Annotated in this window: 19 protein-coding genes; 5 read left to right on the forward strand and 14 right to left on the reverse strand. The window is 41.7% G+C overall.

The window, feature by feature from the left end:
• Positions 1–20: 20 nt before the first annotated feature.
• Complete coding sequence (locus tag AC6JA8_RS12370; protein WP_497974062.1) at positions 21–1,145, forward strand: hypothetical protein; 1,125 nt, start codon at positions 21–23, stop codon at positions 1,143–1,145.
• 11 nt (positions 1,146–1,156) lie between these two features.
• Here AC6JA8_RS12370 and AC6JA8_RS12375 read toward each other — a convergent pair whose 3' ends face one another.
• The 12 genes from AC6JA8_RS12375 to AC6JA8_RS12430 all read right to left on the reverse strand — a co-directional run bounded on the left by AC6JA8_RS12375 (position 1,157) and on the right by AC6JA8_RS12430 (position 13,272).
• Complete coding sequence (locus tag AC6JA8_RS12375; RefSeq protein WP_497974063.1) at positions 1,157–1,525, reverse strand: response regulator; 369 nt, start codon at positions 1,523–1,525, stop codon at positions 1,157–1,159.
• A gap of 184 nt (positions 1,526–1,709) precedes the next feature.
• Positions 1,710–3,179: a hypothetical protein gene (locus AC6JA8_RS12380; protein WP_497974064.1), complete on the reverse strand. Its 1,470-nt coding sequence runs from the start codon at positions 3,177–3,179 to the stop codon at positions 1,710–1,712.
• A complete protein-coding gene (locus AC6JA8_RS12385) occupies positions 3,176–3,538 on the reverse strand; it encodes a hypothetical protein (RefSeq protein WP_497974065.1) in 363 nt (120 codons plus the stop codon). The genes AC6JA8_RS12380 and AC6JA8_RS12385 overlap by 4 nt, the downstream gene beginning before the upstream one ends.
• A gap of 11 nt (positions 3,539–3,549) precedes the next feature.
• Complete coding sequence (locus tag AC6JA8_RS12390; protein ID WP_497974066.1) at positions 3,550–4,299, reverse strand: 3D domain-containing protein; 750 nt, start codon at positions 4,297–4,299, stop codon at positions 3,550–3,552.
• Positions 4,300–4,443: 144 nt separating this feature from the next.
• Complete coding sequence (locus AC6JA8_RS12395; RefSeq protein ID WP_497974067.1) at positions 4,444–5,208, reverse strand: dienelactone hydrolase family protein; 765 nt, start codon at positions 5,206–5,208, stop codon at positions 4,444–4,446.
• Between the two features lie 95 nt (positions 5,209–5,303).
• Complete coding sequence (gene lpdA / locus AC6JA8_RS12400; RefSeq protein WP_497974068.1) at positions 5,304–6,707, reverse strand: dihydrolipoyl dehydrogenase; 1,404 nt, start codon at positions 6,705–6,707, stop codon at positions 5,304–5,306.
• A 32-nt stretch (positions 6,708–6,739) separates the two neighbouring features.
• A complete protein-coding gene (locus tag AC6JA8_RS12405) occupies positions 6,740–7,573 on the reverse strand; it encodes a methyltransferase domain-containing protein (protein ID WP_497974069.1) in 834 nt (277 codons plus the stop codon).
• Between the two features lie 47 nt (positions 7,574–7,620).
• A complete protein-coding gene (odhB, locus tag AC6JA8_RS12410) occupies positions 7,621–8,847 on the reverse strand; it encodes a 2-oxoglutarate dehydrogenase complex dihydrolipoyllysine-residue succinyltransferase (RefSeq protein WP_497974070.1) in 1,227 nt (408 codons plus the stop codon).
• Positions 8,848–8,858: 11 nt separating this feature from the next.
• Positions 8,859–11,591, reverse strand: coding sequence for a 2-oxoglutarate dehydrogenase E1 component (locus AC6JA8_RS12415; RefSeq protein WP_497974071.1), 2,733 nt, complete (start codon positions 11,589–11,591; stop codon positions 8,859–8,861).
• Between the two features lie 136 nt (positions 11,592–11,727).
• Positions 11,728–12,213 carry a YchJ family protein gene (locus tag AC6JA8_RS12420; protein ID WP_497974072.1) on the reverse strand — a complete coding sequence of 162 codons (486 nt, stop codon included), beginning with the start codon at positions 12,211–12,213 and terminating at the stop codon, positions 11,728–11,730.
• 15 nt (positions 12,214–12,228) lie between these two features.
• On the reverse strand, positions 12,229–12,915 hold the full coding sequence (locus tag AC6JA8_RS12425; RefSeq protein ID WP_497974073.1) for a class I SAM-dependent methyltransferase: 687 nt from the start codon (positions 12,913–12,915) through the stop codon (positions 12,229–12,231).
• Positions 12,916–13,272 (reverse strand): SirB2 family protein, encoded by a 357-nt coding sequence (locus tag AC6JA8_RS12430; RefSeq protein ID WP_497974074.1) that lies wholly within the window; start codon positions 13,270–13,272, stop codon positions 12,916–12,918. It abuts the gene before it with no gap.
• An 85-nt stretch (positions 13,273–13,357) separates the two neighbouring features.
• Here AC6JA8_RS12430 and AC6JA8_RS12435 point away from each other — a divergent pair, with 85 nt between their 5' ends.
• Positions 13,358–14,101, forward strand: a complete 744-nt coding sequence (locus AC6JA8_RS12435) for a hypothetical protein (RefSeq protein WP_497974075.1) — start codon at positions 13,358–13,360, stop codon at positions 14,099–14,101.
• A gap of 2 nt (positions 14,102–14,103) precedes the next feature.
• Here AC6JA8_RS12435 and AC6JA8_RS12440 read toward each other — a convergent pair whose 3' ends face one another.
• Positions 14,104–17,064, reverse strand: coding sequence for a helicase C-terminal domain-containing protein (locus AC6JA8_RS12440; protein WP_497974076.1), 2,961 nt, complete (start codon positions 17,062–17,064; stop codon positions 14,104–14,106).
• A 123-nt stretch (positions 17,065–17,187) separates the two neighbouring features.
• Between AC6JA8_RS12440 and AC6JA8_RS12445 the strand changes: the two genes are divergently transcribed.
• From AC6JA8_RS12445 to grxD, 3 genes are read left to right on the forward strand one after another with little or no spacing between them, the layout of a single operon-like run.
• The gene (locus AC6JA8_RS12445) at positions 17,188–17,577 is read left to right on the forward strand and encodes a hypothetical protein (RefSeq protein ID WP_497974077.1); all 390 of its coding nucleotides are present in this window, start codon (positions 17,188–17,190) and stop codon (positions 17,575–17,577) included.
• A gap of 6 nt (positions 17,578–17,583) precedes the next feature.
• The gene (locus AC6JA8_RS12450) at positions 17,584–17,838 is read left to right on the forward strand and encodes a BolA/IbaG family iron-sulfur metabolism protein (RefSeq protein ID WP_497974078.1); all 255 of its coding nucleotides are present in this window, start codon (positions 17,584–17,586) and stop codon (positions 17,836–17,838) included.
• 19 nt (positions 17,839–17,857) lie between these two features.
• Positions 17,858–18,223 carry a Grx4 family monothiol glutaredoxin gene (gene grxD, locus AC6JA8_RS12455; RefSeq protein ID WP_497974079.1) on the forward strand — a complete coding sequence of 122 codons (366 nt, stop codon included), beginning with the start codon at positions 17,858–17,860 and terminating at the stop codon, positions 18,221–18,223.
• A gap of 29 nt (positions 18,224–18,252) precedes the next feature.
• On the opposite strand, the gene AC6JA8_RS12460 is transcribed toward grxD, so the two are convergent.
• On the reverse strand, positions 18,253–18,627 hold the full coding sequence (locus AC6JA8_RS12460) for a response regulator (RefSeq protein WP_497974080.1): 375 nt from the start codon (positions 18,625–18,627) through the stop codon (positions 18,253–18,255).
• Between the last annotated feature and the right edge of the window lie 14 nt (positions 18,628–18,641).

Consider the following 18,641-nt stretch of genomic DNA (forward strand, 5'->3'; position numbering starts at 1 on the left):
CCCTTGCAAATTCTCCCTGCATGAAAACACTCATCCTGGCCCTATCCATGATCCTGGCCCTGAACTCATATGCCTATGAGTCTGACCAGCATACCGTTCCGAAAGAGGAATTGGCGGACGTCGGTGTGGATATTTCCAGCTTTATCTACGGCCAAACGAAGCTAGCGGTAGATAAATTAAATCTCGATTTAAGAGAGCTTCCAGCTAAAATTGAAGAGACAAAAAAACGCCTTCAATCACAAGAAGCTTTAGAAAAACCATTATTAAGACGCGAACTCAAAAAGAAACTCGCTCATGATGAAGCACGCCTCGCCTCGATTCAAACCGATGCCGGAGTTGTCGCTGCAGTTTATGATGAACTTGGTGGAACCTTCACATGGGAAGACCAAAGAGATGGTGTGTTTGGTTTGCCACTTTCCATTATCCCTTATCCGGATAATAAAAAAGACAACAAACCTATTACTTATCTTCCAGGAAAATTAAAAACTATCTATTCTTTTTCCGGCTTTCATAGAATCATCTCTCCTTCATACTTTGTTTTTTGCTCAAGCCTAAAAATGTATGGCGTGTACTTAGGTGTCGATAAATTAGGTCACATGTTCAATCAAGGTTACGAGTACTATGTGCTTTATCACAAAGCTCTAAGCGAAAAAAAATCGGCCAGCGAGGCCATGAAAGCAGTTATTGACTGGGGCGAAGAAACAGAAAATGGTATGTACGGAATGGTCGTTGATGGAGTTTATTCAAACGGCGACCTGGCGGCCAATTTCGGCGGGTTCCATTTTTACGAAAACCTGCTTAACCCTATTACGTTAGACGATGAAACCTTGGCCCCACTTTTAAAGATTAATGAAGACCACTCTGTGAGCTTTAATAACGAGCGACAGGTGGCGCCTGAGAACTTACTAAGGCCTGTCATCACAGACCACTTAAATGAGGCGATTAACCCTTCTCATTTTGAAAGACCACAAAGAAAAATTATTAAGAAGGCCATTAAAAACAGATGCGAGGGCATTCTTCGTTTTTACGATATTAAATCCGCCCAGGAAATTCAGGAAAAAACCGATAGTTTAAAAAGCTGGCATGGAAAAGAGTATGGTCACAGATCAGACGATCTGCTTAAAATTGACGAGCTTTGTTTCTAAAAAATTAAGAATTAAACGCAGTACTTTTCCACGATATCGATGATCTCATAGATATCAAGCGGCTTTTTAAGATAAGCGCGGGCGTTTACACGTTGTTGGTTCTCTCTAATATGTCCGTCGGCAGACATCACAACAACTGGCAGGTGAGCTATTTTAGGGTCTGCTTCTTTTTCAGCGCAGAATTGGAAACCGTCTTTAATCGGCATCATTAAATCAAGAAGAATAAGGTTGGGAAGATCTGATGCCTGAGAGAGTTTTTCCAGGCCTACTTGTCCATTTTCAGCGAAGAGAACTTCATAACCTTCACCTTCAAGAAGTTCAACCAATGTTTCACGGATGTCTTGATCGTCTTCAACTAGTAAGATCTTTTTATTAACCATTTTTTCTCTCTCCTTCCTATGAGGTTCACTCAATTTACATCCTGTGAAATAACTGAGCGTAATGCATATGATAATTGGAATTACCACATGCTAAGGATACATATTAATTTTAACCTAAAATTGAGGATAAATCACTATCTAAGGGGAATCTTTGATGAGTTCCCCAATTTCCTTAAGGTTACGTCTAGAGAATGAAATCTCTGCAAGGATTTGTGGCCGACTGATCATATTGCTTTAGTTCTTTTTGCTTGCTCTTATAGTACGCATCATAGGCCTTACTTGCTTCTTGAGAAATAGCACTTGCCACAGAATAACCTACTTTTTGATCGGTTTTTAGCTCATCAAAAATGTTTCTTTGCTCAAGATACTGAGGATTGTCTCTTATCAGTTTCGCTTTTTCGATCCTGGCCGCGCGATAAAAATCGCGAAGATTCTCCAGGTTCTCTCTCCTGGCAGGTGTCAGATTTGTATTTTCTAAATCCTTTGTTTTTCCGGCAATCAATTGATCGTAATCAGTGCTTAAAACTTCGCGATGAGTGTAAGTTGTTCCCTTTTTATAATAATCAGTCGTGATCGTGATTTTGGTCTCAAGCCCTGCAAGATCAAGCCTTCTTAATTTCGCAAAATAATTATCTTGAGTTTTTTTATACTCATCTATTTTCTTTTTTAAATCAGTCAGGTCCACTGTCTTTACCAGACGAGGCTTAGAGCTAAAGAGAGTTTTCTTTTCAATCTGATTCATCTCTTCAATCAAGTTCAATACTTTTTTAAGGGAATCATAGTGAGCTTCTCTTCTGCAGATCAATTCATCTGTCATATTGTCTTTAATGTAATCATCAATTTTATCTAAGGCCATACCACGGTATTCATCGTGATAATACATATAAGGTGTCAGGTAAGGATAAATCTCATCCTGGACTTCAACTCCTTCAGGAGTTGAGATCATCGGAAAACCCCCACCTTGAGTTTGAGCTTTGGTTTCAAAAAAAATGTCCTCTAGATTTTTCCCTTTTTTCATTTGGGCAGCAAAGACATCTGCAAAATTTGAATAAGCGTAATGCTTAGGCCCAGAAGCGGCAATCACGCATGTATTTGCATTAGCAAGCGATAATGAATTCCCAGCGTGACAACTTCCATCAACGATTGCAAGTTTTATATTATTATCTTTGGCCGCTTTCGTTAACGCTTCCAAAGTATCCAGACTCACTGATGAAGTGTCATTCAACGAGTTCATATTAGTCATCGCCGATCCAGCAGTTGAAATGTTATGGGTTTTTCCACTGCTTTCTCCCCCATGGCTATTGATAAACACCAGGAGTTTTCCTCCTGCCGGGATATCTTTATTTTCAATTTTCTTAATGGCATCTTCAATAAGAGCTTTGTAGTTTGAACTGGTAAATGGACCTGAATTAGCTGCTCCTTTAAACCGATCAGCAATTAGACTCTCGGTGTCCGGGTGCCCACCATTAAAAGAAATAGTTGTCGAATAATTCTTATTGGCCTTGTAGAAGTCCCCCAGAGCGCGCACACTTCCATCAAACTGAGTGCCTTGAGCTCCTTTAGGCTCACCACCACCACCGATAAAAAGCATATTATTGTCAGCGGCCTTCACTGAAAGAGAAATTAATGATAAAACCATCAGCATTTTTTTCATCTGCATTTCTCCTTCTTAATAAGTGTCAGTCCATTTAAACCTTTTAGGTTCGCCGGATCCGGCACAATATCAGTATAGCTTTCAATCGAGCTAAACTCACCTTGTTGCCCATCAAGCTTTTTAGTTATCTTTCCTCTTAGCTTGATAGACCTGTCGATATAAGGCGCGGCCTTGAGCTCTTGTTCATCAGTAATGGTAAAACGGTATTCAGACAGAGTTCCTTTATTGACAAGGAAAACATAACCAGGTGCTTTTTGATTTTTCTCAATAACACCATAAACGTCATAGGTGCCACAGCTCGAAGGAGTTGTGGCACCGTAAGCATTTAGGCATACGATAAAGGCAAATAATGTTTTCATAGAACTAGTTATTACTTAATTGAGTGTAATTCCAGAAGATCAGCAATGATCTTTGGGTCTTTTACAATAATAGCTTCAAATGTCTTAGATTCTGAACTCCCAATCCATGGGAAGAAAGTCGCTTTTTTCGAAACCCCAATATAAACATCTACATGGGTCCCCTTAATCGCTCCACCTTTATCGGCCGCGAAGAAATAACCATCGTGAGTGATGACTCTTCCATTTGGCAGAGTGATCTTCGCCCCACGCGCTTTAGGGATATAAAGGGCCGTTCCCGGCCTAATGTATGTCACATCTGTTGCCAGCGTTCTGTATGGTGAAAGGATGTAATCATCCAGCCCATCCCCATAAACTCCATTGGCCTCACGGAATTTTGTCTTCCCGATTCCAGTGTGTCTTGGATAGATTGATTTACAGTCGACGAAATAATCGTTTGTCGTTCCCTGGTAGTTGAACGTTTTGATATCGCCATTTTTAAAATTGATTTTAACTGATCCTTCCATCGCAGTGTCACACCAGTGCTTTAAAGTTAAGCGCGGTCCAAGCTCCTGCCCTTTCATATCGCGAAGAGGGATTGACCCTGAGTCTTCGTCGATTTCCGGAAGATAGTAATAAGTCGCCCACAGTTTGAGACTTTGCCCTAGATCAGCTTTACTCGGTTCCGGGAATTCAAAACGGTCTTGGTCTAAAGGGTCACCGCTTGCGAATGCAGAACCTAACGTAAGTAATCCAGCTACAACTAAAGTAGTTATCTTTAACATAAGAGTCTCCTGATGGAAGTCTTATCGTTAAGGATAATCGAGAAATAAATTATTGGGATTGTGTTAGGAAAAGGGGCAATTTGTGCCCGAGTATTTTAATCAAAAAGCGGAACTTCCGGGCAAGAAGTTCCGCTTTAAAAAAAATCACTTCGATAGTTCTGCTAAAAATTCTTTCATCGCAATCCACGATCTCTTATCGGCCTGCTCATTGTAAGCTGCTCCTTTAGAGATATCGTTTCCTGCTGCTTTCTCTGTAAAGCTGTGAACAGCTCCTGAGTAAGAAGTCATTGTGTAATTAACTTTCGCTTCATTCATTCCTTTAATGAATCCATCAATGTCTTTTTGAGGAACGTATGGATCGATCGCGCCATGAAGAACTAAAACTTGTCCTTTGATATTTTTGTCATCGTTAGATGGCATTAATCCACCGTGGAAAGACACTACGCCTTTGACGTCAGCACCAGAGCGGGCCACTTCAATTGCCGTTGTTCCACCAAAGCAGTAACCAGTCACAAAAATTTTGCTGGTATCAACTTTCTTTTGTTTCTTTAATTCTTCAATCGCAAGGTTTGCTCTTTCGCGAAGAAGCTTTAGGTCCGCTTTATACTTTCCAGCAAGCTCCCCTGCTTCTTTAGTGTCTTTTGGGCGGATTCCTTTTCCGTAGATATCGCCAGCAAAAGCAATGTACCCTAGTTTTGCCACTTCAATCGCTTTTGATTCTGTTTCCGCTGTTACACCCATCCAGTTGTGAACGATCATAACCCCTGGTTTTTTCCCTTGGTTTAAAGTGTCGTAGGCCAGGAATCCTTCAAATGTCAGGTCTCCTGATTTGTATTCAACTCTTTCAGTTTTCACCTTTGCATACGCTCCGCTAGAAATTAATAAAGAAAACAATAACGCCTTAATCATGGAAATCTCCTTCTTTAATGATTGAGTTAGGACAAGTAATGATAGGAATTTTTGAAGAAAAGCTCCACCATTTTTATGATGGAGCTATCATTTGTCTAAGAGTTAAGTGAACGTTTGTCAGTTGCTGCTAAGCAGGCTTCTTTGAGTGACTCAGTATACGTTGGGTGCGCATGGCTTGTGCGCGCAACATCTTCAGCTGATGCTCTATATTCCATTGCTAAAACAGCTTCAGCAATCATATCTGCGCAACGAGGTCCAATCATATGAACACCAAGAATCTCATCTGTCTTTTTATCAGCAAGAACTTTAACAAAACCATCCGACTCTTCAGAAGCGCGGGCGCGTCCTGAAGCTTTTGTAGTGAATGACCCTGACTTATACTCGCGTCCTTCAGCTTTTAATTGCTCTTCTGTTTTTCCAACGGCCGCAACTTCCGGCCATGTATACACAACACCAGGGATCAGATTGTAATCAATATGCGGTTTTTGTCCGGCCATATACTCAGCAACCAACACACCTTCTTCTTCAGCTTTGTGAGCAAGCATTGCTCCTTTAACCACATCTCCAATAGCGTAGATGTGAGGTACATTTGTCTGCAGGTGCGAGTTCGTTTCAACACGTCCTCTATCATCCATTTTTACACCAGCTTTATCCAGAGCAAGTCCCTCAGTGTATGGTCTTCTTCCTACTGCTACCAGGCAGTAGTCCCCTTCAAGAGTCACAATTTCATTTGAAGTTTTATTTTTTGCTTTAACAGTAACTTTTTTACCTGTTGATTTAACTTCCGTTACACCGTGGCCAAGAAGGAATTCAATTCCGTCGCGCTTAAGAACTTTTGTCAGTTCTTTTCCAAGACCTGCGTCCATTGTTGCAATGATTGAATCAGCGTACTCGATAACTGTCACTTCTGATCCTAGTCTTCTATAAACTGAAGAAAGCTCCAGACCGATAACCCCACCACCGATAACAATAAGTTTCTTTGGAAGCTCGTTAAGAACCAGTGCTTCAGTTGAAGTGATGATTCTTTCTTTATCGATTGTTACACCTGGAAGTGTTGAAGGTTTTGATCCAGTTGCGATAACGATTTTCTTTCCAGAAATCTGAACTGTTTCTTTTTCGCCTTTGACTGCGATTGTATTAGCGTCAACAAATGATCCGTGTCCCGTAAAGACTTCAATTTTGTTTTTCTTCATTAGGAAAGCAACACCACCACAAACATCAGAAACAACTTTCTTCACTCTGTCTCTCATAACTCCGAAGTCCAGCTTTACACCAGTTGCTTCGATCCCGTGTTTTTTAAATGAGTGAGTCAGTTCATGGTATTTCTCCGAAGAATCAAGCCATGCTTTTGAAGGGATACACCCTACGTTTAAACAAGTTCCACCAAGTGTTTTGTATTTTTCAACAATCGCCACTTTCATCCCTAATTGAGCGCAACGGATTGCACAGATATATCCACCAGGGCCAGAACCAATAACTACGACATCAAACTCTTTCATCTAAAAATCTCTCCTATCTACGTTTTCGACACTTAAATATTCTTTGCTTTGGCCTGGATAAACGAAAAGAAAAACACAGCGTTCGGGTCACTTGCCACGACACTCATCTCTTTTTTCATTCCCTCCACCACTTCTGCCGTCACATACCCTGCCGCCATTAATTGATCACTGGCCGAAAGAAGTAAGTCACTCCAGAACTCAATCATCTCCTTTCTCTTTTGCGGATGACGATTGTCTAAAAACCAGGTCTTCACTTCTGTCTCGATATTTCTAAAACCGATTTGCATCAGAAGGTTCCCAAGTTTTGCCCCCATAAACGGATCACCTTTTTGGTCGTACTGGTAATCGTTGAAGGCCATCCAGTACTTCCACACATTGGGAGAATACGGATCTAAGAAAAACGACGAATTTAAAACTTCCGTCGCGTATAAAACAGCTCCAGGAGCTAGCACTCTTCTAATTTCAGAAAGCACTCGTCTTGGGTCAGGAACATGCTCTAAAACAAAACATAAAAACGCGCCGTCAAAATCAGCTGAATTAAAAGCTAATTTCTCGGCATTCATCTGGTGAAGGTCATAGCGCCCTTTAGCGTATGAGTGTTCGGCCAGAGATTTTTTAGCAGCACTAAGCTGCTTGTCGTTTAAATCAATTCCCGTCACATGAATGTCGGGAAAGCGGCGAAGTAAAATCTCAGTCTGAGCTCCTACTCCACAACCTACTTCTAAAATCTTCTTTTGAGCAGAGAAGTTTACATTTTGGTAAACCGTGTGTTCAGCAAAGCGGGCCTGGCGCCTTAGTCGATCCTGCTCTACCGGTGAAAATCCATGCAAATAAGGAAAGTCTTTTTTGTCCGTTGTTTCGCTCATACTCATTCTCCACAACAAAAGGCCGGGATATACCCGGCCTTTATTATTTAAACATCAAGTAGAAGTCTCGAAGGGTCTTCAAGAAGCTCTTTAACCTGCTTCAGGAAGCTTACTGACTCACGGCCATCGATAATTCTATGGTCGTAAGAAAGTGCCAGGTACATCATTGGACGGATCACAACCTGTCCATTGATCGCTACTGGTCTCTCGATAATATTATGCATTCCCAGAATCGCTGATTGCGGGATGTTCAGGATTGGAGTTGAAAGCATTGATCCGAACACTCCACCATTAGTGATAGAGAATGTTCCACCTTGCATTTCTTCAATCGTGATTTTTCCATCGCGAGCTTTAGTAGCAAGTGCCAGAATTTCTTTTTCAATTTCCGCTAGAGATAAGCTCTCTGCATTTCTCACCACTGGAACCACAAGTCCTTTTGGAGTTGAAACTGCGATACCGATATCCGCGTAGTCATGGAAAATGATTTCATCACCATTGATTTGCGCGTTTACTGCCGGCCAGTCTTTAAGAGCAACTGTGACTGCTTTTGTAAACAGTGACATAAACCCAAGACCTACTCCATGCTTCTTAGTGAAAGCATCTTTATATTTCTTTCTAAGATTCATTAGCTCGTACATATCAACTTCGTTAAAAGTTGTTAGCATTGCTGTTGTATTTTTTGCTTCAACTAGTTTTGAAGCAATTGTCTTACGAAGACGAGTCATTTTCTCTGGACGAACTCCTCTTGAACCTGGAGCTGCTGCTGGTCTAGAGGCTTGAGCAGGTGCCGCCGCTGGTTTTGCTTCAGCTTTTGGAGCAGAAGCTTGAGCGTTCATCGCGTCTTCTTTAGTGATACGTCCGTCTTTTCCAGAACCCTTAACGTCAGCTGAGTCCACTCCTTTTTCATCAAGGATTTTTCTTGCTGCCGGGCTTGGAACATTGACTTCTTTTCCAGAAGAAACGGCCGCCTGAACTGGAGCTGCTTCTGCTTTTGGAGCAGGGGCTTCAGCTTTCGCCGCTCCTGCCGCTGGTTTTGCCGCCGATGTATCTAGTTCACCGATCTTTGCGCCAATTTTTAATTCACTTCCGGCCTCTGCCATGATTTTTAGAACACCAGCACTTGGCGCTGGAAGTTCCATCGAAGCTTTATCAGATTCGATTTCACAAACTGCTTCACCTTCAGCAACATAGTCGCCGTCTTTTTTAAGCCATGATGAAAGTGTGACTTCCGTTACAGATTCACCGATTACAGGGATTTTTAATTCAACGCTCATGATTCTAGTCCTTATTTTGAAAATGCATTTGCAATAATATCTGCTTGTTCTTTTTTATGTACGTTTGAGAATCCAGTTGCCGGGCTTGCCAGAGACTTTCTGCTGATCAGTCTTAGGTTTCTAAATTGGTCGTAACGAAGAAGGAATGTCCAGTATCCCTGGTTTTTTGGCTCCTCTTGTACCCATACCGGTTCAGCACCTTTGTATTTCTCAAGAATTTTTGCCAGTTTCTTCTCTGGAAGTGGGTAAAGCTGCTCAACGCGAACGATAGCAACATCATCACGTTTATCAGCGATCTTCTTCTCATATAGGTCGTAGTAAATTTTTCCAGTACAAAGAATCACTCTCGAGACTTTTTTACCTGTGTTTGGATCGTCGATGACTTCCTGGAATTTTCCGTTAACTAATTCATCGCGAGTCGACGATGCACGTGGGTCGCGAAGAAGAGACTTCGGAGTCATAACAATTGTAGGTTTTCTAAACGTCCACTTCACCTGGCGGCGAAGCAGGTGGAACATGTTGGCCGGAGTTGTACAGTTAGCGACAACCATGTTGTCATCAGCTGCCAGCTGAAGGAATCTTTCCGGACGAGCTGACGAGTGCTCAGGTCCTGCTCCTTCGTGCCCGTGAGGAAGTAACATCACCAGACCATTCATTCTCTGCCATTTTGCTTCAGCAGAAGAAATGTACTGGTCGATCATAATCTGAGCGCCGTTAACGAAGTCCCCGAACTGAGCTTCCCAAATCGTAAGCGCCTTAGGGTTCCCCCATGCGTATCCGTATTCAAATCCAAGAACAGCGTACTCAGAAAGAAGTGAGTTATAGATTGAAATCTTTCCTTGAGATGGAGAAATATTCTCTAATCCACAGTAAGACTCATTTGTTCTGTCGTCGAAAATCTTTGCCTGACGGTGAGAGAATGTCCCGCGGATAACGTCTTCACCAGTAAAACGAAGTGGGTGTCCTTCATCAGCAAGTGTTCCGTAAGCAAGAAGCTCCCCTAGTGACCAGTCAAGTTTATCCCCTTCGTAAAACTCTTTCCTGTCATCAAGGATCTTTTGAGTTTTCTTCATCAGCTCCATTCCTTGTGGAACGTGCAGAAGGGCCTTCATAACTTTATCAAGGGCTTCGCGCTTTACACCAGTTGCCGGTGATTCATCAAAAGCATCGGGACCAGCGAACTCAAGACCTTCCCAATCTTTGTGCGGGCCTTTACCTTTTTTCGGGATTTCGTTTTGACGAACGTTATTGAAGCGGTCAGAAAGAAGTTGCTTATAAGCATCCATCATTTCTGTCGCAAGTTTCGCTTCGATTTCCCCTTTTGACAGAAGGTAATCGATATAAAGCTCTCTTGGGTTCTTGTGTTTTGTAATCAGACCGTAAAGGTGTGGTTGAGTGTATCTTGGCTCATCCCCTTCGTTGTGTCCGTATTTTCTGTAACAAACAATATCGACGAAAATGTCTTCGTTGAATTTTTGTCTGAACTCTACAGCTAGTTCAATTGCATACACCACTGCTTCCGGATCATCTCCGTTAACCTGAATGATTGGCACTTCAATCGTCTTAGCGATTGAAACACAGTACTGAGATGAACGAGCGTCTTCGATATCTGTCGTAAATCCAATTTGGTTGTTGATAACTAAATGGATTGATCCACCGACGTTGTAAGCTTTAAGCTTACTCATCTGAACTGTTTCATAAACAATCCCCTGTCCTGCCACCGCGGCGTCTCCGTGGATCTGGATAGGAATCACTTTGTTCATGTCACCGTTGTAGTGGTTGTCTTGAAGAGCGCGGCAGTACCCAACAACGATTGGGTCTACTGTTTCAAGGTGCGATGGGTTTGGAAGAAGTTTTACGAAAACTTCTTTTCCATTCGTTGCTTTCTTAATTGAAGTAAAACCTTTGTGGTATTTTACGTCTCCGGCCTGACCAGATTTTTCTTCTTCTGATCCACCTTCGAATTCAGTGAAGATGTATTCGTAAGTTTTCCCTACGATATTCGCCAGAACGTTCAGGCGACCTCTGTGGGCCATACCGATAACGAATTCCTGCGCTCCAAGCTCAGCAGACTTGTTGATAATAGCATCAAGAGCTGGAATCGTTGCTTCTCCCCCTTCAAGAGAGAATCTTTTCTGACCGATGTATTTTGTCTGTAGGAAGTTTTCAAAAACGTTGGCTTCGTTTAGTTTTTCTAAAATTCTTTTTTTCTTTTCAATTGGAAGATTGATCTTCTTGGCAGTTGATTCAATTCTCTCTCTCATGAAACGTCTAACATCAGTGTTGTTAGAGTGCATATATTGGAAACCAATTTTTCCGCAGTAGATTTCTTTCATGTGATCAAGAATCTGATCAAGAGTGGCAGGCCCTATTCCTAAAAACTCTCCACACTGGAAAACAGTTTTTCTATCAGCGTCCGATAGCCCATACTCTTCAAGTGAAATTCTTGCCTTTCTATCTCTTCTTGGACGAATTGGGTTCGTGTCTGCAAGAAGGTGCCCTCTTGTTCTAAAAGACTGAATCAATCTAAAGACATTAAATTCTGCGCGAAGTTTTTGATCGCTGATGCCTTCACCAGATGTTCCAGAAGTTCCAAAGCCTGCGCCTTGAAATTCGAAACCTTGAAAAAATCTCTGCCATGATTCATCGACAGATTCAGGATTAGATCTGTAAGTGTCGTAAAGCGAATCAATAAAAGAGATGTCTGAACTCGAGAGATGTGAAAAATCGAAAATTTTTGACATGATAGAAGCCTATGAAAAGTAAAACGTGAGACGTTTTACTCAGTTAAAAATTGGTACCCCTAATATAGCTCTAAGATACCAAAATTTTAAGCTTTATTTCATAGGCGGAAGATTTGTCTCGGTTATCTTCTTGGGCCTATTGGTGGCAGCACTTTTTTGCCTTTTTCCCTGAGCCGCATGGACAAGGATCATTGCGCCCAACTTTAGGTGCGTCTCTTCTCACAGTGTTATTTCTCATTACACCATCGACAAAGAACCACTCTCCATCAACTTTTTCAAAAGTGCTTAGTTCATGGTGGGTTTGCGTAGCTCCATTGAAAACAAAACGGCATTTAAACTCAACTTTTCCTGTTGAATCCTTCTCTTTTCCGGCCTCGGTTCCAAGAATCTCTAAACCTAACCACTCAGAGTTTAGGGCCCAAGACTTCACTCCTTCCATGTCCAGTTCTTTACGTGTTGAAGCATGGTGAGTTCTCTCCACATGGTCTAGTTCCCCAACTGCAAATGCTGAATAGCGTGATCTCATTAACTTTTCGGCCGTAGGGGCCTTTTTAGCTCCCTTAATGAATGGTTCGCAACAGTTGCTGTAGTTTTCAGATGATCCGCATGGACAAGCTTGCATAGTCATAACCCCTAATTAAAATCTAAATAATAAATCTGTAAAATAAGTGCTTTCATCATCGAAATGCACTTTGCTTTCTAAGAGACGGCTGGAAATAAAAGTGAAATGAGGACGAATCATCTTGAGGTATTTCTCCCTCGTGCGATGAATAGCATACTCATCTTTAAACTCTAAATCTGCCACCTGTCTTTTGAGTTCTAGATTAGTCGGAACTGAAAAATAAAGATAGCGAATTCTTTTTGCCATGATTGGCAAAATAAATTCAATTTCCTCGTCTGATAAATATTGAAACACTGATGTGCAAAGACCAAGATCGTAGGTTTTATCTTTCTTTAAATCTTTCTTCGCCCACGTTACCAGATCGATATTCTCGAGTGTAAGTTTGGTCGATTCAGTCGGACTTAATTTCTTTTTAGAGGTGACATCAAAGGCGTGTTTTGAAGGCTCAATTCCATAAGCTCGATAAGGTTTAAATGTTTTAAGAACTTCTTTAAACAGAATCCCCAAACCAAAACCTAAATCCACAACACTGCTGATGTCGACATACTCAAGGCCAAAAATCGCTTTCATATATTCAGCGTGCTCTTTGGCGTTGACGATATTATCCATCTCTTCCGGTTCAGCGTAATTGACGTCCCAATACTCTTTGGAAAATCCTTTGGCCCCTAATTTGTCCTGATCTTTTTTCGACTCTTTTGTCATTTAGGCCAACTTCGTCACGGCCGCATACACAGCTGTTAAAACCGCAACAGCACCCAGGACTGCAAAAAGCGCTCTGCCTTGCTTAACTCTAAAGAGCATGATGACTGAAAAGCTAAAGACTGCCCAAGCTGCCATTTTAACCCAAATCCACTGAGGAAATGGTTCTCCATGCCTGAAACCAAGTCTGGCGATCAACCCCATCCCCGCGACAAAAACCAGAAAAGTTAAAAGACCAACTGTAATCTTGAATGATTTTTTCGCAATCCACTTCCCTTCGGCCAGGATTGCACCAACAGTTCCTAAAACCATTAGAAGAGTAAAGATGTGCAGGATCTTATAGGCTTCATAAGTAATCATGAAAGGCTCCTTAATAAAACTTGAGTGTGTAACTGCAGTATATCTTTTGCCTTTTAGATTATCAAATTCAAGATATAATGAATTCATGCAAACCTGGACGTCACGCACATATAAAAAAGAAGATAAAATTTATCGAGGCGCTTTTAATTTTTATCGCAACGAAAATATTTATGCAGAAGAAAGTTTCGACGTCTACCGCGATAAAAAAGACCAGAGTTACCACTACATTTCTGAAGCCGTTGTAAAGGTCACAACTGGTGAGATTTTAAACATTCACGTTGAGTATATCGTCAACAAAGAATACATCCCAACTTTCGTTTTGATCGAGAAAGTTATGGGGAAAGAAACGTCGCGGGAAACCTTCGAATACAACTCGAAACGCAACCACCTGGCCTATAAATTCTCCAGCTCAAAGCACGAAGACCACAGCGCCGAGATCGCCACGGCCCCAAAATACCACATTGCCACGCCGACGGCGGCCAGTTCAATGCTCTTTATGCGCTCAAAAAAATTCGATGCCAGCGGGAAAAACTCGTTCAATATTTTGGTGGGCTTTAATCAATGGGAATATAAAGAAGCGCCGGTTTTTAAGAACGTGATCCTTGAGCGCGCGAACCTGACGACTGAGAAAATGAATATCGACGGACAAAACGTCCAGGCCACTCAGTACCGTATGTACGATGAAGGAACTGATTTTAAGAACGTGAAAGAACCTCAGCACGTGAAGATCTTTTTAAGTCAGCACGGTGGGATTCCCTACTTGGTTCGCACAGAAGATGGGACGAAAATTCAGATTAAGTACCTAAATGACTTAACGGAAAAAGAATAGAGCTACAATTGCGTCTCTGATCCTTTACCTAAAATAAACTCTTCAATCTCTTTCGTCGCCTCCGCCATCGTCGCTCTCTCTAGCGAATAAGGCTCCATCAATTTAACCAGCTTCTCCATGGTTTTTCCTTTCCATGTCTTCACGCGATTATCGACGATGATCACTCCCCCAAAATCCTGCTCTGTACGCAGAAGTCTTCCCAGTTTCTGGTGAAGCGAGCGCGTGCGGTGAGCGAGGTAATAATCAGTGAATTCATTTCCTAAATTCGCTTCATAAAAGTCGCGTCTTTCATTAATCACTAAATCCATGCGCAGGTCAGGCACTTTATCGATGAAGATAAATTGCAGGGCATCCCCTGGAATGTCGATCCCTTCTCCAAACGACTCCATCCCCAGAAGAATCCCTGAGCCCGAGCGTTTAAAGTCTTCAACCACACTAGTTCCCATCCCCTGAATAAAAAGTGGAATCTGCCCTTCAAACTCCTTTAAAAGGATTTCGCGGGCCACTTCAAAGCGCGACTTCGCTGAGAATAAAAGAAGTGTGCGTCCGCCTAATTTTTGAATCAGCGGTTTAATATGTTTTAAGTGATGTTCGACAAAATTCGCCTGATATAAAGACGGACCGTCATCACACAAAAAGACTTTGGTGTTCTTCTTATAATCAAAAGTAAATGGCAGATACGTTCCGGCCTTAAAACGTCTTTCAGGTTCAAGGTAAGAGTATCCTGTCGCCCACTCAATACCACGGGCCCCAGTGTCCCCTGTTCCATTGGCCAGAGTGGCCGAAGTAAAAATGACTGATGCCGAAGTCTTAAGTAGGTTATCACTCACAATTCTTCCTACATCAATGGGCGAAGACGAGAATAAGTACCCATCAGACTCGATGTACTTCATCGAACGGCAGTAGTTTGGCGTATCTTTTAAAAGACTATCAAAGGTTAAAACGTAATCAGAAAGTTGTGAGAAAAAAGACTCAAAACGAGTAAAAGCGATAATTTCATTTTCGCTCTTTAAGTTTTTAACATCAAAGCGCCCGCTGTATGGCAGGAAATGCGCCAGGTATGTCTGCAAAATAAAATGCACACTCTCCAGCGAATTTAAAATCCCCTGAGCAATCGACTCTTTATGAGTCTCGCGATTGATCATTGGAAGTTCATTCCAGAAAAGCTCGGTGTACTTAGGCATGCGCTTAAAATAAAGCGAAACTTTCTCGCCCAATGGAGCAAGATGATCCATCAGCATTTGGTGAGCTTTAAGCGTTTCTTCGCGCAGGTTTTTAATCACATCACTCGACTCTCCCGGCTCAGTTTCATTTTGAGCAAGAAGATAAAAAAGTGACCCCACCCCTTGAAGGTGCTGAAGGTTGCCGACAAAAATTTCAAAACTCTTCTGGTCAATCTCGAGAGAGAAGGCCTTAGTTGCCTCTTCTTCAATTTTATGGGCCTCGTCTACTACGATGTGCATAGGACGTGGCATCCCCTTGGGCCATGAGAACATGAGCGAGTGGTTTCCGATAATAATATTGGCCTCGCGGGCCTCGCGAAGTCCGGTGATATAACTGCAGTTATTTTTAAACGGACAGTTGTTACCTGAACAGCTTCTAAAGTCTACGGCGATTTCGCGCTCGCGCTTCATGAGCGGCTCAATTTTTCTCTTTAAGACGTAAGGAAGATCATCCCTTAAAAGTTTTTCATGTGAACGCGAACGAGCGTTGTGGAAAAAGACCGTTTCAAAATAAAGCGAGGTAAAAGCGTCGTTAAAATCCTGCGAATACCCTAGAAGTGTATTCTCACTTTCTTCCTGACGAAAAAGCGATTCGCACAAGTGGTTGTTTGATCCCACCAGCAGTTTAATTTTCACTTCATCTTCAGTCAGTCCTAAAAACTCTCTCACCTGAGGCACATCTTTATCAAAGGCCTGGTGCTGAAGTGTTTTTGTTCCTGTAGCGACCAGAACCGGCTTCTTTTCTTCCATTGAAAATAAAACAGAAGGAATCAAATAACCGAAAGTTTTCCCGGTTCCGGTTGGCGCTTGAATCAAGCTGTGAATGTTATTTTTTAACGATTGCCCTGCTTTTAGAGCAAGGTCTATCTGCGCCTGGCGCTTTTTATAGAGAGGGAAAAGGGACTTGATCTTCTCTTCGTCGTTAAAAATCCCTTTGATATTGGCCCCGCTAAATTCCAGCGGGAAATTTTTTGTCACAGGTTTTGGTTTGGCAATTTCCGGGAAACGTCTCGCCCAAATTTTTTCTTTCGCTATCTGGGTATGCGCATCTAAATCAAAATCAATCTGGTGGGCTATCTCATGAAGTTCATCATCACTTAAGTGCAAAAACTGCATTAACCAGAATTCGTCCGCTAAGATTTTTTTCTCCAAAATCTGCAACTTTAAAAACTGATAAAGCGCTTTATCTAAACGAGTCAGCTTCGTAGCAATTAAAACAACTTTTAATAAATCCAATGAATCTTCAAAACCGCGGTGAGTTTCTGTCTCCGCAATTTTCCAGTCCTGGATGAAGTGCTCTAATTTAAGTGAAGAGTATTCGGGAAATAAAAGACCCAGGAATAAAAGCGTGTCACAGTACTCTTCGCGAGTGCTGCCATCGTCAATTTTATCAAATGATCTTTTTAAAAAGCCTTGTTCAAAGTCGGCATTATGAGCAATCAACTTGCGCCCGTATAACTCCTGCAGGTCTTTTTCAACCTCTCTCCAGGTCGGGGCCTTAGAAAGCATCTTGTCGGTGATACCAGTAAGTTTTTGGATAAAAGACGACAACTCCCCTGGAAACTGAACCAGACTGGAGAATTTTCTCACGAGTTTAGTGCCTTCAAATTCCAGAAAGCCCAGGTCGATAACCTGATCGTAACTAGGGTCCGCACCTGACGTTTCAACGTCAATGACGGCCCACTTTCCAAGTCTATGGGATGTGTCGTTTTCCATTAATGTCCTGATTGATGTGCTCATTAGCACTAATTTTCCTAACTTTAATACTTTCCAAACGAAAAGTAATTCATTTACGCGCCATGAAAAATTTGAAGAAACGCACTAAATCCATTATTGTGGGCACTCATTCATTAAGGAACATTCATGAGCAGTGCAGTTGTATTTCAAATCCAATCAATTCTTATTTATTCGATGATGGTTTTTGGTATCCTCAAAAGAAAGAACAGGAAAATTCACGTTCCTACAATGACTGCTGTCCTGATTTGGGACGTTATTTTAATTCTGCAAATTGAACTCTCTCGCGGGGCCGTAGAAAAGGCGTCTAAAGCGATCGTGAATCCTATGATCTTAAACATTCACGTGAGTTTTGCCGTTCTTTCAGTTGTGTTCTATATTTTACTAGTTATCACTGGAAGAAAACTTCTCGCAGGTGAGAATCAAATCAGAGGACGTCACCGCCTTTTTGGCTGGACGGCCTTCGCACTTAGAACTTTAACTCTTATCACTAGCTTTTTTGCAGTGGCACCAAAGTAGGATTTTATGGCATTTGAAAACGTAAAAAGTATCATCAAAACTGGTCTTCCCGACGCTCACGTTGAAGTTCTCGATATGACAGGAACAGCTGATCACTTAGACATCGTGATCATCAGCGATGCTTTTAAAGGAAAGATGCTGATTCAACAGCACCAGATGGTCATGGATTTATTAAAAGAAAGTTTAAAGGCGGACATTCACGCCGTTCAATTAAAGACAATGGATTTTGCCACAGCTGAAAAACGCGGCATTAAACTATAATCAATATTAGGAGATATATATGAGTAACCCATTTGAAGTTGTTCAAGGTTTAGCGATCGAAGAAACAGACAAAAGCTTAGACATCAACACACGCATCCAGAACCTTATTTCTGCAAGCCCGATTTTCCTTTTCATGAAAGGGACACCGGATATGCCACAGTGTGGATTCTCTGCGAACGTAATCAGAATCCTTAACCACTACCATGTAGGATACAAGACATTTAACATTCTTTCAGACATGGATATCAGAGAAGGCGTAAAGCAATTCTCTAACTGGCCGACTTACCCACAACTTTACGTTAAGGGGCAACTGGTTGGTGGAAACGATATCATCACTGAGCTTATGCAAAATGGTGAACTAGAAGACATCTTAAAAGTTAACTAAAAAAAAGGCCCTCGAAAGAGGGCCTTTTTTTATGCTTCAATTAAATCTTGTTCTATTTCTTTGATCAATTCATCCAGGTCAAAGGGCTTCGAAAAAAACTTCTTCGCTCCTGCTCTCACTGCATCTTCTGTCGATACGTCTGCTTGTCCTGAAACGAAAAAGAAAACTGGTTTGTCGTTCATTTTATTTACGTGCGAAAGCACGGCCATCCCGTTACCGTTAGGCATTTTATAATCAGAGACAACAATATCTACGTGTTGATTATCAAGGATTTTAATAGCATCGTTTCCACATACAGCAGTTACCGTTTGGTAGCCACAGTAGCGAAACTCTTCTTCCATTAATTCTAAAATATCTGGTTCATCATCAACGATGAGGACCATTAAGTTCTTTCTATCGACCATTAAACTATTATAGT

The sequence above is a fragment of the Bacteriovorax sp. HI3 genome (assembly GCF_059738875.1).

Bases quoted from the DNA above. Each gene is read 5' to 3' on its own strand.
- AC6JA8_RS12370 (WP_497974062.1), top strand. From the start codon at position 21: ATGAAAACACTCATCCTGGCCCTATCCATGATCCTGGCCCTGAACTCA.
- AC6JA8_RS12375 (WP_497974063.1), bottom strand. From the start codon at position 1,525: ATGGTTAATAAAAAGATCTTACTAGTTGAAGACGATCAAGACATCCGT.
- AC6JA8_RS12380 (WP_497974064.1), bottom strand. From the start codon at position 3,179: ATGAAAAAAATGCTGATGGTTTTATCATTAATTTCTCTTTCAGTGAAG.
- AC6JA8_RS12385 (WP_497974065.1), bottom strand. From the start codon at position 3,538: ATGAAAACATTATTTGCCTTTATCGTATGCCTAAATGCTTACGGTGCC.
- AC6JA8_RS12390 (WP_497974066.1), bottom strand. From the start codon at position 4,299: ATGTTAAAGATAACTACTTTAGTTGTAGCTGGATTACTTACGTTAGGT.
- AC6JA8_RS12395 (WP_497974067.1), bottom strand. From the start codon at position 5,208: ATGATTAAGGCGTTATTGTTTTCTTTATTAATTTCTAGCGGAGCGTAT.
- lpdA (WP_497974068.1), bottom strand. From the start codon at position 6,707: ATGAAAGAGTTTGATGTCGTAGTTATTGGTTCTGGCCCTGGTGGATAT.
- AC6JA8_RS12405 (WP_497974069.1), bottom strand. From the start codon at position 7,573: ATGAGCGAAACAACGGACAAAAAAGACTTTCCTTATTTGCATGGATTT.
- odhB (WP_497974070.1), bottom strand. From the start codon at position 8,847: ATGAGCGTTGAATTAAAAATCCCTGTAATCGGTGAATCTGTAACGGAA.
- AC6JA8_RS12415 (WP_497974071.1), bottom strand. From the start codon at position 11,591: ATGTCAAAAATTTTCGATTTTTCACATCTCTCGAGTTCAGACATCTCT.
- AC6JA8_RS12420 (WP_497974072.1), bottom strand. From the start codon at position 12,213: ATGCAAGCTTGTCCATGCGGATCATCTGAAAACTACAGCAACTGTTGC.
- AC6JA8_RS12425 (WP_497974073.1), bottom strand. From the start codon at position 12,915: ATGACAAAAGAGTCGAAAAAAGATCAGGACAAATTAGGGGCCAAAGGA.
- AC6JA8_RS12430 (WP_497974074.1), bottom strand. From the start codon at position 13,272: ATGATTACTTATGAAGCCTATAAGATCCTGCACATCTTTACTCTTCTA.
- AC6JA8_RS12435 (WP_497974075.1), top strand. From the start codon at position 13,358: ATGCAAACCTGGACGTCACGCACATATAAAAAAGAAGATAAAATTTAT.
- AC6JA8_RS12440 (WP_497974076.1), bottom strand. From the start codon at position 17,064: ATGAGCACATCAATCAGGACATTAATGGAAAACGACACATCCCATAGA.
- AC6JA8_RS12445 (WP_497974077.1), top strand. From the start codon at position 17,188: ATGAGCAGTGCAGTTGTATTTCAAATCCAATCAATTCTTATTTATTCG.
- AC6JA8_RS12450 (WP_497974078.1), top strand. From the start codon at position 17,584: ATGGCATTTGAAAACGTAAAAAGTATCATCAAAACTGGTCTTCCCGAC.
- grxD (WP_497974079.1), top strand. From the start codon at position 17,858: ATGAGTAACCCATTTGAAGTTGTTCAAGGTTTAGCGATCGAAGAAACA.
- AC6JA8_RS12460 (WP_497974080.1), bottom strand. From the start codon at position 18,627: ATGGTCGATAGAAAGAACTTAATGGTCCTCATCGTTGATGATGAACCA.